Source organism: Buttiauxella sp. WJP83, from assembly GCF_027594725.1.
In the GTDB taxonomy this organism is placed as follows: domain Bacteria; phylum Pseudomonadota; class Gammaproteobacteria; order Enterobacterales; family Enterobacteriaceae; genus Buttiauxella; species Buttiauxella selenatireducens.
In genome coordinates this window covers 896824-911364 of sequence record NZ_CP110080.1, presented here as the reverse complement: position 1 = coordinate 911364, position 14541 = coordinate 896824, and the positions used below count along the sequence as shown (strand labels likewise).

Below are 14541 nucleotides of genomic sequence, written 5' to 3'. Positions count from 1 at the left end.
TTCAACGCTGGCCAATCGCGTGTTTGAAAAGTATTTTCAAATAATTAAAAAACATCTCTTTTTCATTTATTTATAATTCTTTTTCTAGATATTAAATGAACAACCACAATTTCTTTTCGACTTGTAAAAACTTCACCCAGTGTTATTTCACTATTGCTATAGTTGAATATTATGACGCTGCAAAGATTAAATGTCGCTATCGTTGACAGAGCTTTCCTAAGCAATCAATTTGATTTATGGTGAAGTATCAATTGTTTCGTATAAGAGAGGGTTTTATGTTCAAACCAGGCGATATGGTGCAGGCTAAAAAAGGCGGACCGAAAATGAAGGTTCTGGATGTACTGGGTGATGAAGTCATTTGTACCCCTTCAAATCAACTAAGCGATGAGAAGATAACGCTGAAAGTTTCCGAAGTGGCTTTGTATAAAGAGGAAGGTGATTTCGGCATCTGTTGATACCGAATTCCTCGCCGTAAATTGCGGTGAAAAGCGCTTCCCTCATATACATAAAAATATTAACCAAGGGAATTAATCCACTCAAGAGGCGACACTATGAGCAATAAATATCATAAAGATACTCAGACAATAACAAATTTATCTGAACTACAATTTAACGTAACGCAAAATAATGCCACTGAGCGTCCTTTCACTGGTGAATATGACAAACATTTCGAAGACGGACTGTATGTCGATATCGTTTCCGGTGAACCGTTATTTTCATCACTGGATAAGTTTGACTCAGGATGTGGTTGGCCTGCTTTCAGCAACCCGGTAGATGAGAATGTACGTAATACTAAAGATCTGAGCCACGGGATGATACGAACTGAAGTACGTTCCGTTCATGCTGATAGCCATCTTGGGCATGTATTCCCTGACGGCCCCCAGGAGAAAGGCGGACTACGTTATTGCATCAACTCAGCCGCGCTGCGTTTTATTCCTAAAGCAAATCTAAGCGCTGAAGGATATGGCGAATATCTGGCACTGTTTAATTCTGGAGATAAACATGAAAAATGAAGTCGCAATTCTTGCTGGAGGTTGTTTCTGGGGAGTGCAGGATTTACTTCGCAAAGTTGATGGGGTCATCAGCACCGAAGTTGGCTACACGGGTGGACAGAATGACAATCCGACCTATGCGTACCATCCAGGCCATGCAGAGGCGGTAAAAGTCGAGTTTAATCCTGAGCAGATTAGTTTTCGCGATTTGCTGAAATACTTCTTTCAGATCCACAACCCCACTACACCATTTAGGCAGGGTAATGATGTTGGCTCCAGCTATCGTTCTGCTATCTTTTGGCTCACGGATGAACAGATGCACCAGGCCAACCAGTTGATAGAGGAAATAGACGCATCAGGTATTTGGCCGGGTGTAGTCGTCACTGAAGTGAAGGAAGCGACACCCTTCTGGTCAGCGGAGCCAGAGCACCAGGACTATCTCGTGCATAACCCAAATGGCTATACCTGCCATTTTGTCAGACCAGACTGGCAACTCCCTGAATAGTTGTGATTACTCGTACCCAGCCCGCTGGGTGTAATATCATTGGCGGCGACACCCAAGCATCTCCGCCATTGATTCTTGCTGTTACTTTAACAGCGTTTCCCACTGCTCGACCCACGGGTTCGAAACAGATTCGGGCTCAGGATGATCATTGGCATCAATCGCTAACACGGTGCCAATACGTTTTGCACCCTGCTCTTGCAGCAAGGTATCGAATTGTTTACCACCGCCACAAAAATGTTCGTAGTTGCTGTCGCCCAGCGCAATCAAACCGTAACGCAATTCAGGCTGGTATCCGACTTTGTCTTTAATTGCCTGAAACAGAGGAACGATGCTGTCGGGTAAATCGCCCTGGCCGGTTGTTGAAGTGACAATCAGCACATATTGGTCGCGATATTTCTGCCAGTCTGCAAGCTCAGGATCTTCGAATACTGTGGCTTTATGACCTTTCTTTTTTAGAATCGCTTCGGCTTCTTCCGCCACCAACAGCGAGTTTCCATACATCGTTCCTACAAAAATCCCCACTTCGGCCATCAGTTAACTCCTTGCGTTACGGCTGTATTATTCATCCTGGCCGTTGCTTGCCACAAACTCAACCTTTTCGATATCACTCAGCAATCCACGCCAGCCAAACTGTGACATCATCTGCATCCAGGTATCGTCGAGCGTTGCGCGCAAGCATAACGGCTCACCGGTAACAGGATGCGTTAACGAAAGCTGGCTTGCATGCAGCATCAGGCGTTGGCAGCCAAAATGTTCTGCCGCTGCACGATTTTGACGCAGGTCGCCATGTTTAGAATCGCCAATCATCGGATGGCGCAAATGGGACATATGGCGACGTAGCTGGTGCTTGCGCCCAGTTTTCGGTTCCAGTTCCACAAGGCTGTAGCGCGCGGTTGGATAGCGACCAACCGGGACCGGCATTTCAACCGTTGCCAAACCGCGATAATGCGTGACCGCAGGCTGCGGCGTTTTGTCTTGCGTTGCGTGTTTATCCGCAATTTTATCCAACTCTTCTACGAGCGGATAATCCAGCACGGCTTCATCTTCAAGCCAACCGCGAGTGACCGCGTGGTAACGTTTCTGAATCTGGTGATTTTCAAACTGCTGCGAAAGCAAATGTGCAACTTCGCTGGAGAGCCCCATCAACAAGACTCCGGAAGTGGGTCTGTCGAGGCGATGCACGGTAAAAACGTGCTTGCCAATTTGGTCACGTACGGTTTGCATGACGAACACCGTTTCATGACGGTCCAGCCAGCTTCGGTGCACCAACCAACCCGAAGGTTTGTTCACGGCCACCAACCATTCATCCTGATAAATAATTTCCAGCATCAGTTTTTGTCACTCGCGAACAGAGCATCAAGCTCCTGCAACGCTTTTAAGAGAGGCTCACGTCCGGCATGGGTCGCATCGAGCGCCATTTCATAATATGGCGCGATGGCGAAATCGACAGGCAAAGGATGCCGTGCTTCTATCAGTGCGTGCATGCGTGGAATTAAAACCCATTGCAACCATTCTGTGGGTTGTAGAGTATCCAGACAAAACGGCTGGGTACTTTCAAAGGCTTCGGCGCTCGGCGCACTGCCCTGCCAATGTTGATGGTCACGTAAAACCTGCTCGATGATATGTAGATGCTGGCGTACCAGCGCGTGACGTTCCATGAAAACCTCAGGCATCAGTGAAAAAGAAGCCGGCAAGCATACCACTTCTTACTTTCTTCATTTCTTACTGTGGGCGAAAAAAAAGCATAAAAAAAGGGAGCACTGTATAAACAGTGCTCCCGGTTCGTTTCGCAGCTAATCCGGCTACTTTTGGTGCTCCCTGCTCGTCCGTGACAACTATGTCCTGTGGTCTCCTGACCTACATTCCGTCGTACTCGCGTCCTGCTACCGTCATCCTGAGGTGATCCGGCATCATCCTGATGCATTATCCTTTGGTCTTCCAGACCCACCGAACATTCCTGGCTCGGCTCTCATTCTCCATCCTGGAGGTGTCCCTTACTCTTCCTGAGTGATCCTTGCTTCAATCCTGAAGCCTTCCTTGTAACACCTTCCTGGTGTCTTCCCGTTCTTCAATGAAGTGACATCATCCTGACATCTCCTTCACTTCCCGACTTCCTGTCGACGGACATAGAATCTACTAATTCGTTCAATCTCGCAAGGCACTCACAACCTATGCTTACGATAACCTTCATTCAAAAGTGACAAAAAATACCATCAAGACATTGATAACTAATAGCTATTTCATTAATAGCCATGAAAATCTTAAATGAAAAGTTAGAGATCTCTTACAGCTTGTGTAAGAGATCTCTCACAAGCTCAGCAGCGATCAACGGCTAAATAACCTGCGGCTGAAGCTCCTGAAGGAATACACTCAGTGAAGGTGCGAGAATTGTCCGCTGTTTGGTGCCGATTTTCTCCAGCACCACTTCGCCTGTGAGATTGCAAAGTGACACCACTTCCATTTCGTCGGGCGTGGTGGCGAGGAACAGGGTAGGTGAAAGCTTTAAACGCTTTTGTGTGACCAGATGGCCAATCAGGTTTTCCTGAACGCGCTGAAAATCCTCTTCGCTCCAGGCTTGTAATAGTGTTAAAGCCTGATGACCTGACTGCGCGGGCATGTCGCCTGCAAACTGCGTGGTATAAAACTGATGTGCACCAGGTTGCAGAGTAATATCCATCGCCCGTTCCACGGCGCTGAGATCACCTGCAGGAGTAAAAGGTTGCGGCTGCCAGCGCACATCATTACCGGTTGTCGTCACGATACACGGGGACGGCACACCAAATAATTCTTCACTCGCAGGCCACCCACCCACCTGTTCACGCCACGCGTGACAAAAGCGATTTGTAAAATCTTCCAGCGCCTGACGTACGTCGTTATCCACCAATTTCTCACTCTCTCAAGGTGCGGTACAATAAAGACCAATTGTACCTGCATTCTATCGGTGACACATGTCTTATGAAAAACACCAGGCGCTAAGCGGCCTGACGCTGGGTAAGCCAACCGCTTACCAGGATAAATACCAACCGTCGTTGTTACAGGCCGTTCCACGCAGTCTAAATCGTGACCCGCTGGGTTTACAGGCTGATAATCTGCCGTTTAGCGGTGGTGATATCTGGACGCTTTATGAGCTGTCCTGGCTGAACAACAACGGTTTACCGCAGGTCGCAGTGGGTCATGTGCAGCTTGATGCAAACAGCGTGAATCTGGTTGAATCGAAAAGTTTTAAACTCTATTTGAACAGCTTTAACCAGACGAAATTTGCCGACTGGGAAACGGTTCAGGAAACGCTAAAGCGTGATTTGAGCGCCTGTGCACAAGGTGATGTCAGTGTTGTGTTATTCCGCCTGCATGAACTTGAAGGTCAGGAAATCGCTGCATTCACGGGCGAGTGCATTGATGAGCAAAATATCACTATTGATAATTATGAATTTAACGCCAATTACCTCAGCGAATCGGCAGGCGTTGAAATTGTGGAAGAAACGCTGGTCAGCCACCTGTTGAAATCCAACTGCCTGATCACCCACCAGCCGGATTGGGGCTCGGTTCAGATCCGCTATCGTGGCCCACGTATCGATCGTGAAAAGCTGCTGCGCTATCTGGTTTCTTTCCGCCAGCACAACGAATTCCACGAGCAATGCGTTGAGCGCATCTTTAACGACATTCAGCATTTTTGCCAACCTAAAACCCTGAGCGTCTACGCTCGATATACTCGTCGTGGTGGCCTGGACATTAATCCATGGCGTACAAATACCGATTTCCACCCGGCATTTGGTCGTCTGGTTCGTCAATAAGTGCGAAACACCTCGCAGCCTATGGAAGGATTCTTGTTTTCAGGTTGTTAAATTGAACATGGCAGGGCTATTGTAATCATTGGGAGCGGCACTTTACGCTTCGTAAGGAGTTAACTTGATTACACATATTAGCCCACTAGGCTCAATGGATATGTTGTCGCAACTGGAAGTCGATATGCTTAAACGCACGGCCAGTAGCGACCTTTATCAACTGTTTCGCAATTGTTCACTTGCCGTACTTAACTCAGGAAGCCAGACCGATAGCAGTAAAGAGCTGTTGTCGCGTTACGAAAACTTCGATATCAACGTGTTGCGCCGCGAACGTGGTGTCAAACTTGAACTGATTAATCCACCTGATGAGGCCTTCGTTGATGGCCGCATCATTCGCTCTTTGCAAGCCAACCTGTTTGCCGTTTTACGCGACATTTTGTTCGTGAATGGTCAGTTATCCAACGCCGGTCGCTTGCAGAATCTCGATCTGGAAGATCCTGCAAATATCACCAATATGGTGTTCTCTATTTTACGTAACGCCCGTGCGCTGCACGTCGGTGAAGCACCGAGTCTCGTGGTTTGCTGGGGCGGCCACTCCATTAACGAAAACGAATATCTTTACGCACGTCGTGTCGGCACTCAATTGGGTCTACGCGAACTCAACATCTGTACTGGCTGCGGCCCTGGTGCGATGGAAGCACCGATGAAAGGTGCTGCGGTGGGTCATGCTCAGCAACGTTACAAAGAAAGCCGCTTTATTGGCATGACGGAACCGTCAATTATTGCAGCAGAGCCACCAAACCCGCTGGTGAACGAGTTGATTATCATGCCGGATATCGAAAAACGTCTTGAAGCGTTTGTTCGTATCGCGCATGGCATCATCATATTCCCAGGCGGCGTGGGGACCGCAGAAGAGCTGCTTTACCTGCTCGGCATTCTGATGAACCCGCACAATCACGATCAAGTATTGCCATTAATTCTGACCGGGCCGAAAGAGAGCGCTGATTACTTCCGTGTACTGGACGAATTTATCGTCAATACCGTGGGCGAACAGGCGCGTCGTCATTATCAAATCATTATTGATGACCCGGCTGAAGTTGCACGCCAGATGAAAAAAGCGATGCCTCGAGTAAAAGAGAATCGCCGCGAAACGGGTGATGCTTATAGTTTCAACTGGTCGATTCGTATTGCACCCGATCTGCAAGTCCCATTTGAGCCAACCCATGAGAACATGGCGAATCTCAAGTTGTACCCGGATCAGCCGGCGGAACAACTGGCAGCCTCTTTACGCAGAGCGTTTTCTGGCATTGTTGCAGGTAACGTTAAAGAAGGTGGGATCCGCGCGATTGAGCAGTACGGGCCGTATAAAATCCATGGCGACGCACAAATGATGAGACGCATGGACGATCTGCTTCAGGGCTTTGTTGCTCAGCACCGCATGAAATTACCAGGCAGTGCTTACATCCCTTGCTACGAAATCTGTACCTAACCCCCCGAAGGCGGAGCGACTCCGCCTTTTTTTTCAGATTTTTTTCCGCGCTGACTGACAATCCTCCGTTAATTTACCCAGCAACCATGTTACCGGTATCAGCATATTCATCTTCACGAAAAGGGATGATTTAACGTACAAGCACGTTAAAAATTGTGTTTATACAGATAATTACACTACCGCAATAAATTGAAACATCAGTTTATTATCTAATTACCGACATTTTTTAGGGTATAAATATCACTCAAATCATAAGACGCAGACATATAATCTGCTAAAAACCACACAAATAGTGGATTCTTACAATTGCGATCTCGATCACTGATGATTTGGCTTCATATCTGTATCTTTCCGCCCTCTGATTATCACTGGCAAAAATTACTCTAAAAGTGCCAGGAAACAGCATTTAGTTTCAGTTGCCAATGGCAGAACTTCGCGGTTGGCTCGAATTTCGAATCACATGTTCCTTTGGAGAAGTAATAGATGGAAACCACTCAAACAGGCAGCATTGCCTCAACCGAGAGCAAAAGCTCCTGGCGTAAGTCCGATACCATGTGGATGCTGGGCCTGTACGGCACGGCAATTGGTGCTGGTGTATTGTTCCTGCCGATTAACGCCGGTGTTGGCGGTTTGATTCCGCTGTTCATCATGGCAATTCTCGCATTCCCGATGACCTTCTTCGCCCACCGTGGACTGACTCGCTTCGTGCTTTCAGGCAAAAACCCTGGTGAAGACATTACTGAAGTTGTTGAAGAACACTTCGGTGTGGGTGCAGGTAAAGTCATTACCTTGCTGTACTTCTTTGCTATCTACCCAATTCTGTTGGTGTACAGCGTCGCTATTACCAATACCGTCGATAGCTTCATCACTCACCAGCTGGGTCTGGTTTCACCACCACGCGCGCTTTTATCTCTGATCCTGATCGTGGGTCTGATGACTATCGTGCGTTTCGGTGAGCAGATGATCGTTAAAGCAATGAGCATTTTGGTGTTCCCATTTGTTGCTGCACTGATGGTTTTGGCGTTGTACCTGATTCCTAACTGGAGCAGTGCCGCATTTGAGACTCTGTCTTTTAGCAGCACTCCGGCAACAGGTAGTGGCCTGTGGATGACTCTGTGGCTGGCAATCCCAGTAATGGTGTTCTCCTTCAACCACTCACCTATCATTTCTGCTTTTGCAGTAGCAAAACGTAATGAGTACGGCGAAGCCGCTGAGAAGAAATGTTCACGCATCCTGTCATACGCACACATCATGATGGTCATTACCGTGATGTTCTTCGTATTCAGCTGCGTACTGAGCCTGTCTCCAGCAAACCTGGCTGAAGCGAAAGCACAGAACATCTCTATTCTGTCTTACTTGGCTAACCACTTTAACGCGCCGGTTATCGCCTGGATGGCACCGATTATCGCGATTGTGGCTATCACCAAATCCTTCCTCGGCCACTATTTAGGTGCACGTGAAGGCTTCAACGGGATGGTAATCAAATCCCTGCGCGGTAAAGGTAAGAGCATTGAAGTCAGCAAGCTGAACCGCATTACCGCGATCTTCATGCTGGTAACAACATGGATTGTTGCCACTCTGAACCCAAGCATTCTGGGTATGATTGAAACCCTCGGCGGCCCAATCATCGCGATGATTCTGTTCCTGATGCCGATGTATGCAATTCAGAAAGTCCCTGCAATGCGCAAATACAGTGGTCATATCAGTAATGTATTTGTAGTAATTATGGGTCTGGTCGCAATTTCCGCCATCTCTTACTCCCTATACTCTCTGTTCATCTAACAGCTCTAAACCGCCTGCCCTCGCGGGCGGTTTTTTCGCTTCTAAAGTTACTCAGGCAACGGACGCAACATGATTAGCGTATTCGATATTTTCAAAATCGGTATTGGCCCATCCAGTTCCCATACCGTCGGCCCGATGAAAGCCGGTAAACAATTCGCTGACGATTTGATAGCGCAAGGGATTATGCAGAAGGTCACGCGTGTCGTCGTCGATGTCTACGGTTCACTCTCCCTGACCGGTAAAGGTCACCATACTGATATCGCCATTATTATGGGCCTGGCAGGAAATATGCCGGACACCGTCGATATCGACGCTATCCCTGATTTCATTCAAGACGTGAATACACACGGTCGTCTGCTGTTAGCCAGCGGTCAACACGAAGTGGAGTTCCCGGTCGATAGCTGCATGAACTTCCACGAAGCTAATCTTTCGCTGCATGAGAACGGTATGCGCATCACTGCGCTTGCTGGCAATGACGTGGTCTACAGCCAAACCTATTACTCAATCGGCGGTGGTTTTATCGTTGATGAAGCGCATTTTGGCGTGGAAGACACTCAACAAGTTGCCGTACCGTACCCGTATAAAAACGCGGCTGATTTACAGCGTCATTGCAAAGAAACCGGACTTTCGCTGTCTGGTTTGATGATGCATAACGAACGTGCGATGCGTCCACAGGCTGAAATTGACGCACACTTTGCCAACGTTTGGGGCGTGATGCGCAGTGGTATTGAGCGCGGTATTACTACCGAAGGCGTGCTGCCAGGGAAAATGCGTGTCCCTCGTCGTGCCGCAGCGTTACGCAGAATGTTGGTCAGCAGTGATAAAAACAACTCAGATCCAATGGCCGTTGTAGACTGGATTAACATGTTTGCGCTGGCGGTGAATGAAGAAAACGCCGCCGGTGGGCGTGTGGTAACGGCACCGACTAACGGTGCATGCGGTATCGTTCCTGCGGTACTGGCCTATTACGACAAATTCATCCGTGAAGTGAATGCTAACTCTTGCGCACGATACTTCCTTGCTGCCGGTGCGATTGGTTCGTTGTACAAAATGAACGCATCGATTTCAGGTGCAGAAGTCGGTTGCCAGGGTGAAGTGGGCGTTGCCTGTTCAATGGCGGCAGCGGGCCTTGCCGAGTTGCTGGGCGGTAGCCCAACTCAGGTTTGTATCGCAGCCGAAATTGGCATGGAACACAACCTCGGTCTGACTTGCGACCCGGTTGCCGGACAAGTTCAGGTACCGTGTATCGAACGTAATGCTATCGCCGCTGTGAAAGCCGTGAATGCTGCACGTATGGCCCTGCGCCGTACCAGTGAACCACGTGTTTGCCTCGATAAAGTCATTGAAACAATGTACGAAACGGGCAAGGACATGAACGCCAAATACCGCGAAACATCGCGCGGTGGCCTGGCGATGAAAGTCTCCTGCGATTAAAACTAAATAGCCCGCAAAATTTGCGGGCTTTTTTTGGCTCTGGATCCCACTATCGGTTAGCGTAGATCGCCCACTTTCACGTGGTCCATATCATCAAACACCTGATTCTCGCCCACCATACCCCAGATAAATGTATAAGCACGCGTACCCACACCTGAGTGAATTGACCAGCTTGGAGAAATGACGGCTTGCTCGTTCTGCATCACGATGTGACGCGTTTCTTGTGGTTGACCCATCATGTGGAATACGCAGCTGTCCTGCTCCATACCGAAGTAGAAATAAACTTCCATACGGCGCTCATGCGTGTGGCAAGGCATAGTGTTCCACAGGTTGCCCGGTTCCAGCTCAGTCAACCCCATGCTCAACTGGCATGTTTCCAGCACATCAGGAACGAAGTATTTGTTAATTGTACGACGGTTGCTGGTGACGCTGTCGCCCAGAGTAACCGGAGACACATCGGCAGGGGTCACACGCTTGGTTGGGTAGGCGGTATGCGCTGGCGCGCAGTTGTAATAGAAGCGCGCTGGGTTCGCAGGATCAATGCTGGCAAACACAACTTCCTTCGCCCCTTTACCCACATATAAACCATCGCGGGTGCCGATTTCATAGCATGTCCCATCAACGGTAATCGTGCCCTGCCCACCGATATTAATAACCCCCAGCTCACGACGCTCCAGGAAGTAGCTCACACCCAACTGTTTGCCCACTTCCCCGCCAACACTCACAGTGCGAGTTACCGGCATGACGCCACCCACAATGATGCGGTCGATGTGGCTGTAGGTCATGGTGTACTGATCGGCAGTAAAAATGGTTTCGATCAGAAACTCTTTACGCAAACCGGCTGTATCCAGGGTTTTTGCATGATCACTATGAATACTTTGACGAATGTCCATTAATTTTCCTTACTGGGAAGATCAGGCGGAAACCAAATAACGCCCGTTACTATTAATAATAATTTAGCAATTAAAATATAGTTATTCACAAAGAAACTACATTTAACTGCACCACCCAGACAGTTTATCACCTGAACAATTAAATAATGTGATCCAAATTGAAATATTGTTTCAATTTGATTGAATTGTAATTCCAATCGTTAGATAGTTTGAAGCAAGGAGGGCGGCGGAACGCAGGAATCACGGCAGCCCAGCCCAACCAGGTCAACTCTATTTGCCATAAGAGCAAAAGAATACCTCTGACCCGAAAAGAACATAGCCAAATGAAAAACAACGATTTTTCATAAAAACTGTTACGTAATTTTTTCATTCGCGACCTATAAGAAATGAAAAAATGAAGAGGATTTACCATGAAGATTAAAGCAACTATAGAACGTATTCCTGGTGGGATGATGCTGGTCCCTCTGCTGCTTGGGGCTATGCTAAATACTTTTTCTCCAGACACTGGAGCATATTTCGGTTCATTTACTAAAGGGATGATCACAGGCACTGTTCCAATTCTGGCCGTGTGGTTCTTCTGTATCGGTGCATCTATCGATTTACGTGCAACCGGTACGGTACTGCGTAAATCCGGTACGCTGGTTCTGACTAAAATTGCCGTGGCTTGGGTTGTGGCAATGATTGCCGCTTCGTTTATTCCTGAAGGTGGGATTCAAACCGGTATGTTTGCTGGCTTATCCGTTCTGGCCCTCGTTTCTGCGATGGACATGACCAACGGTGGTCTGTATGCAAGCCTGATGAACCAATATGGTACTAAAGAAGAGTCTGGCGCATTCGTTCTGATGTCTTTAGAGTCCGGCCCACTGATGACGATGGTTATTCTGGGTTCCGCAGGCCTGGCATCATTTGAACCACACCACTTTGTTGGTGCAACACTGCCATTCCTGATTGGTTTTGCATTAGGTAACCTTGACCATGATTTCCGTACCTTCTTTAGCAAGGCTACGCCAGTACTGATTCCATTCTTCGGCTTTGCACTGGGTAACACCATCAACTTGAATGTGATTTGGGACACTGGGCTGCTGGGCATCATGCTGGGTGTGGCGGTTATCGTTGTAACAGGTATTCCATTGATTCTGGCTGATAAATACATTGGTGGTGGCAACGGAACCGCGGGTATAGCTGCCTCTTCCGCAGCCGGTGCGGCGGTTGCCAACCCGGTAATCATTGCGCAAATCAACCCATCATTTGCACCGGTTGCTGCCTCAGCAACAGCACTGGTTGCCGCAAGCGTTATTGTGACCGCGATTCTGGTCCCCATTATTACTGCGCTGTATTCAAAACGCATGGGTGGAGTCGCTGCAAAAAAGAACAATGACGATGATGTTGTCGAGTTATCACATTAATACTTCACTTTAATTCCATAAAAAATGGAGCCATTCGGCTCCATTTTTTTATCTTATAGCGCGGATTTCAATCGCTGTACCGCATCATAAAGCTGCTCTTCTGTGGCCGTTGCGTAAGAGAAACGTAGCGTTTTCTTATCCGCGTGGTCGCTAAAGAAGAACTCACCCGGCACATACACCACACCTTTTTCGAGAGTCTGTTGTAACCAGCGAGTGGCATCAAACTCATAACGGAATGACGCCCACAAGAACATCCCGCCCTGCGGCTGGTTAAAGGAAATGTGCTCATCCAGTTCCTGATGTAAAAACGTAGAAAGGCTCAGGCACTTCTTCTTATACTCTTCGCGAATCAGTTCAATCTGCGGGTTCAGGCGATCAAGCGTCAAATACGCAGACACCAGCGATTGCGTAAATGAGTTGGCGTGCAAATCCGTGGCTTGTTTAATGATGGCCACTTTTTGCTTCATCCACTCAGGCAACACAATCCAGCCAACTCGCAGCCCTGGCGCCAGAATCTTAGAAAACGTCGAGGTATAAACCACATTTTCCTGGCTGCCGCGTTCCGTCGCCACTTGCAGCAAGGTCTTTTCGCGCGTTTCAGTGAAGCTGATTGCGCCATACGGATCATCTTCAACAATCACAAAGTGATACTGTTCCGCCAGTTTGACCAACTGCTCACGACGACTGGCACTTAAGGTTGTGCCACTAGGGTTGCCAAACGTCGGAACCAGGTAGACACCTTTGATTCGCGTGGTTTTGAGTAATGCTTCGAGCTCATCGACAATCATCCCGTGCTCATCACTGCCCACCGATTTCACATCGGCCTCATTCAGGCTGAGAATTTGCAGTGCCGCCAGATAAGTTGGACGCTCAACAACAAAAACATCGCCAGGGTTAACCAGCGCGCGCATCAGCAAATCCAATGCCTGTTGTGACCCCGAAGTGATCAGGAGTTGCTCTGGGCTGGTGGTGATTCCACGCTCCTGGCACAACCCGACCAATTGTTGACGCAGTTCAACGGTGCCTTCAGTCAAACCGTACTGGAACGCGTCGTTAAAGTTCTCAGCGACAACTTTTTGTGTCGCAATGCTCAGACCTTCTCTATCGAATAACTCACTGGAAGGAATGCCGCCGGCCAGGGAAATAACGCCTGGCATTTTGCTGTGCTTTAACAATTCTCTGATTGCTGAAGGTTGTAGGGCCTGAATGCGTTGTGCGAGGTGTGAACTATGACTCATGTTGTTGTCTCTGACTTGAAATATACATAGTAATCAATAAGCACGGCTTTTTTGCGAGCGGCTTTCCTGATTCATCTTCTCGGGTTCGCGGTCAACACTTAGAAATGTTAGTGTGTGCAAAGCGAATATCGAAAGCGAAATACCCATGATGATTCATTTACTTATCGTTGATGCCCTGAACTTAATACGTCGTATTCATGCGGTCCAGGGCTCGCCTTGTGTTGATACCTGCCTGCATGCCCTTGATGCGTTGATCACACATAGCCAACCTACGCACGCTGTCGCCGTATTTGATGACGAAGACAGGCGTGAAGGATGGCGACATCAGGTCTTGCCAGACTATAAAGCTGGCCGTGCGCCAATGCCAGAGTCCTTACATCAAGAAATGCCAATATTGCGAGCGGCCTTCGCCAAAAGAGGCGTGGCTTGCTGGCATTCTCAGGGAAATGAAGCAGATGATCTGGCGGCAACACTCGCTGTAAAAATAGCAGCAAGTGGGCATCGCGCCACTATTGTCTCGACCGATAAAGGGTTTTGCCAGTTACTCGCCCCGACAATTCAAATCCGTGACTATTTTCAAAAACGTTGGCTCGATGCACCATTTATCGCCCAGGAATATGGCGTGTTGCCAGAGCAGCTTGCTGATTTCTGGGGGCTTGCGGGGATCAGCAGCAGCAAAATCTCCGGCGTTCCAGGTATCGGTCCAAAAAGTGCCACACAATTGATCAATCAGTTTTCAACGCTTGAAGCGCTGTATGAACGGTTGGATGAAGTACCAGAGAAGTGGCGCAAGAAGTTAGAGCAGCATCGGGAAAGTGCTTTTATCAGCCGCCAGGTGGCTCAGCTGCAGACGGATTTACAACTTGATGGGAATTTGCAGCAACTGAGATTACCGGGTTGAACGCCCTCACCCTAACCCTCTCCCCCAGGAGAGGGAATAATTCAGCTTTTCCCCCTCTCCCTCAGGGAGAAGGAATAATTCAGCTCTTCCCCCTCTCCCTCAGGGAGAAGGAATAATTC

Annotated in this window: 15 protein-coding genes; 9 read left to right on the top strand and 6 right to left on the bottom strand. The window is 48.4% G+C overall.

Annotation, left to right across the window (positions count from 1 at the left end):
* Positions 1-275: 275 nt before the first annotated feature.
* From OH773_RS04195 to msrA, 3 genes are all read left to right on the top strand, one after another.
* Entirely contained in the window at positions 276-455 is a 180-nt protein-coding gene (locus OH773_RS04195) for a hypothetical protein (protein ID WP_270143305.1), read from the top strand.
* Positions 456-551: 96 nt separating this feature from the next.
* Positions 552-1013 carry a peptide-methionine (R)-S-oxide reductase MsrB gene (gene msrB, locus OH773_RS04190; protein WP_270143303.1) on the top strand — a complete coding sequence of 154 codons (462 nt, stop codon included), beginning with the start codon at positions 552-554 and terminating at the stop codon, positions 1011-1013.
* Positions 1003-1497: a peptide-methionine (S)-S-oxide reductase MsrA gene (gene msrA / locus OH773_RS04185; protein ID WP_270143301.1), complete on the top strand. Its 495-nt coding sequence runs from the start codon at positions 1003-1005 to the stop codon at positions 1495-1497. The genes msrB and msrA overlap by 11 nt, the downstream gene beginning before the upstream one ends.
* A gap of 81 nt (positions 1498-1578) precedes the next feature.
* Here msrA and OH773_RS04180 read toward each other — a convergent pair whose 3' ends face one another.
* From OH773_RS04180 to syd, 4 genes are all read right to left on the bottom strand, one after another.
* Positions 1579-2028, bottom strand: a complete 450-nt coding sequence (locus OH773_RS04180; protein ID WP_183270453.1) for a flavodoxin — start codon at positions 2026-2028, stop codon at positions 1579-1581.
* A gap of 27 nt (positions 2029-2055) precedes the next feature.
* The gene (gene truC, locus OH773_RS04175; protein WP_270143298.1) at positions 2056-2826 is read right to left on the bottom strand and encodes a tRNA pseudouridine(65) synthase TruC; all 771 of its coding nucleotides are present in this window, start codon (positions 2824-2826) and stop codon (positions 2056-2058) included.
* Positions 2826-3155, bottom strand: coding sequence for a YqcC family protein (locus OH773_RS04170; RefSeq protein ID WP_270143296.1), 330 nt, complete (start codon positions 3153-3155; stop codon positions 2826-2828). Before OH773_RS04170 ends, truC begins: the two co-directional genes overlap by 1 nt.
* A gap of 674 nt (positions 3156-3829) precedes the next feature.
* Positions 3830-4378, bottom strand: coding sequence for a SecY-interacting protein (gene syd, locus OH773_RS04165; RefSeq protein ID WP_270143294.1), 549 nt, complete (start codon positions 4376-4378; stop codon positions 3830-3832).
* A 67-nt stretch (positions 4379-4445) separates the two neighbouring features.
* On the opposite strand from syd, the gene queF reads away from it, so the two are divergent.
* The 4 genes from queF (at position 4446) to OH773_RS04145 (ending at position 9984) form a co-directional block, all read left to right on the top strand.
* Positions 4446-5288 carry an NADPH-dependent 7-cyano-7-deazaguanine reductase QueF gene (gene queF / locus OH773_RS04160; RefSeq protein ID WP_270143291.1) on the top strand — a complete coding sequence of 281 codons (843 nt, stop codon included), beginning with the start codon at positions 4446-4448 and terminating at the stop codon, positions 5286-5288.
* 115 nt (positions 5289-5403) lie between these two features.
* Positions 5404-6768, top strand: a complete 1365-nt coding sequence (gene ppnN / locus OH773_RS04155) for a nucleotide 5'-monophosphate nucleosidase PpnN (RefSeq protein ID WP_270143289.1) — start codon at positions 5404-5406, stop codon at positions 6766-6768.
* A 483-nt stretch (positions 6769-7251) separates the two neighbouring features.
* A complete protein-coding gene (locus OH773_RS04150) occupies positions 7252-8550 on the top strand; it encodes an HAAAP family serine/threonine permease (protein ID WP_183270459.1) in 1299 nt (432 codons plus the stop codon).
* 69 nt (positions 8551-8619) lie between these two features.
* Positions 8620-9984, top strand: a complete 1365-nt coding sequence (locus OH773_RS04145) for an L-serine ammonia-lyase (RefSeq protein ID WP_270143286.1) — start codon at positions 8620-8622, stop codon at positions 9982-9984.
* Between the two features lie 56 nt (positions 9985-10040).
* Here the strand turns inward: OH773_RS04145 and kduI are convergent, their stop codons facing one another.
* A complete protein-coding gene (gene kduI, locus OH773_RS04140) occupies positions 10041-10877 on the bottom strand; it encodes a 5-dehydro-4-deoxy-D-glucuronate isomerase (protein ID WP_183270461.1) in 837 nt (278 codons plus the stop codon).
* A gap of 410 nt (positions 10878-11287) precedes the next feature.
* Between kduI and kdgT the strand changes: the two genes are divergently transcribed.
* Entirely contained in the window at positions 11288-12283 is a 996-nt protein-coding gene (gene kdgT, locus OH773_RS04135; protein WP_270143283.1) for a 2-keto-3-deoxygluconate transporter, read from the top strand.
* Between the two features lie 53 nt (positions 12284-12336).
* Here kdgT and OH773_RS04130 read toward each other — a convergent pair whose 3' ends face one another.
* The gene (locus OH773_RS04130) at positions 12337-13521 is read right to left on the bottom strand and encodes an aminotransferase-like domain-containing protein (RefSeq protein WP_270143281.1); all 1185 of its coding nucleotides are present in this window, start codon (positions 13519-13521) and stop codon (positions 12337-12339) included.
* 145 nt (positions 13522-13666) lie between these two features.
* On the opposite strand from OH773_RS04130, the gene xni reads away from it, so the two are divergent.
* Positions 13667-14422 carry a flap endonuclease Xni gene (gene xni, locus OH773_RS04125; RefSeq protein WP_270143279.1) on the top strand — a complete coding sequence of 252 codons (756 nt, stop codon included), beginning with the start codon at positions 13667-13669 and terminating at the stop codon, positions 14420-14422.
* Positions 14423-14541 lie beyond the last annotated feature (119 nt).

Excerpts from the sequence above, each read along its gene's own strand:
- OH773_RS04195 (WP_270143305.1), top strand. The coding sequence starts at position 276 with ATGTTCAAACCAGGCGATATGGTGCAGGCTAAAAAAGGCGGACCGAAA.
- xni (WP_270143279.1), top strand. The coding sequence starts at position 13,667 with ATGATGATTCATTTACTTATCGTTGATGCCCTGAACTTAATACGTCGT.
- OH773_RS04130 (WP_270143281.1), bottom strand. The coding sequence starts at position 13,521 with ATGAGTCATAGTTCACACCTCGCACAACGCATTCAGGCCCTACAACCT.
- OH773_RS04145 (WP_270143286.1), top strand. The coding sequence starts at position 8,620 with ATGATTAGCGTATTCGATATTTTCAAAATCGGTATTGGCCCATCCAGT.
- msrA (WP_270143301.1), top strand. The coding sequence starts at position 1,003 with ATGAAAAATGAAGTCGCAATTCTTGCTGGAGGTTGTTTCTGGGGAGTG.
- queF (WP_270143291.1), top strand. The coding sequence starts at position 4,446 with ATGTCTTATGAAAAACACCAGGCGCTAAGCGGCCTGACGCTGGGTAAG.
- kdgT (WP_270143283.1), top strand. The coding sequence starts at position 11,288 with ATGAAGATTAAAGCAACTATAGAACGTATTCCTGGTGGGATGATGCTG.
- msrB (WP_270143303.1), top strand. The coding sequence starts at position 552 with ATGAGCAATAAATATCATAAAGATACTCAGACAATAACAAATTTATCT.
- OH773_RS04170 (WP_270143296.1), bottom strand. The coding sequence starts at position 3,155 with ATGGAACGTCACGCGCTGGTACGCCAGCATCTACATATCATCGAGCAG.
- OH773_RS04150 (WP_183270459.1), top strand. The coding sequence starts at position 7,252 with ATGGAAACCACTCAAACAGGCAGCATTGCCTCAACCGAGAGCAAAAGC.
- OH773_RS04180 (WP_183270453.1), bottom strand. The coding sequence starts at position 2,028 with ATGGCCGAAGTGGGGATTTTTGTAGGAACGATGTATGGAAACTCGCTG.
- truC (WP_270143298.1), bottom strand. The coding sequence starts at position 2,826 with ATGCTGGAAATTATTTATCAGGATGAATGGTTGGTGGCCGTGAACAAA.
- kduI (WP_183270461.1), bottom strand. The coding sequence starts at position 10,877 with ATGGACATTCGTCAAAGTATTCATAGTGATCATGCAAAAACCCTGGAT.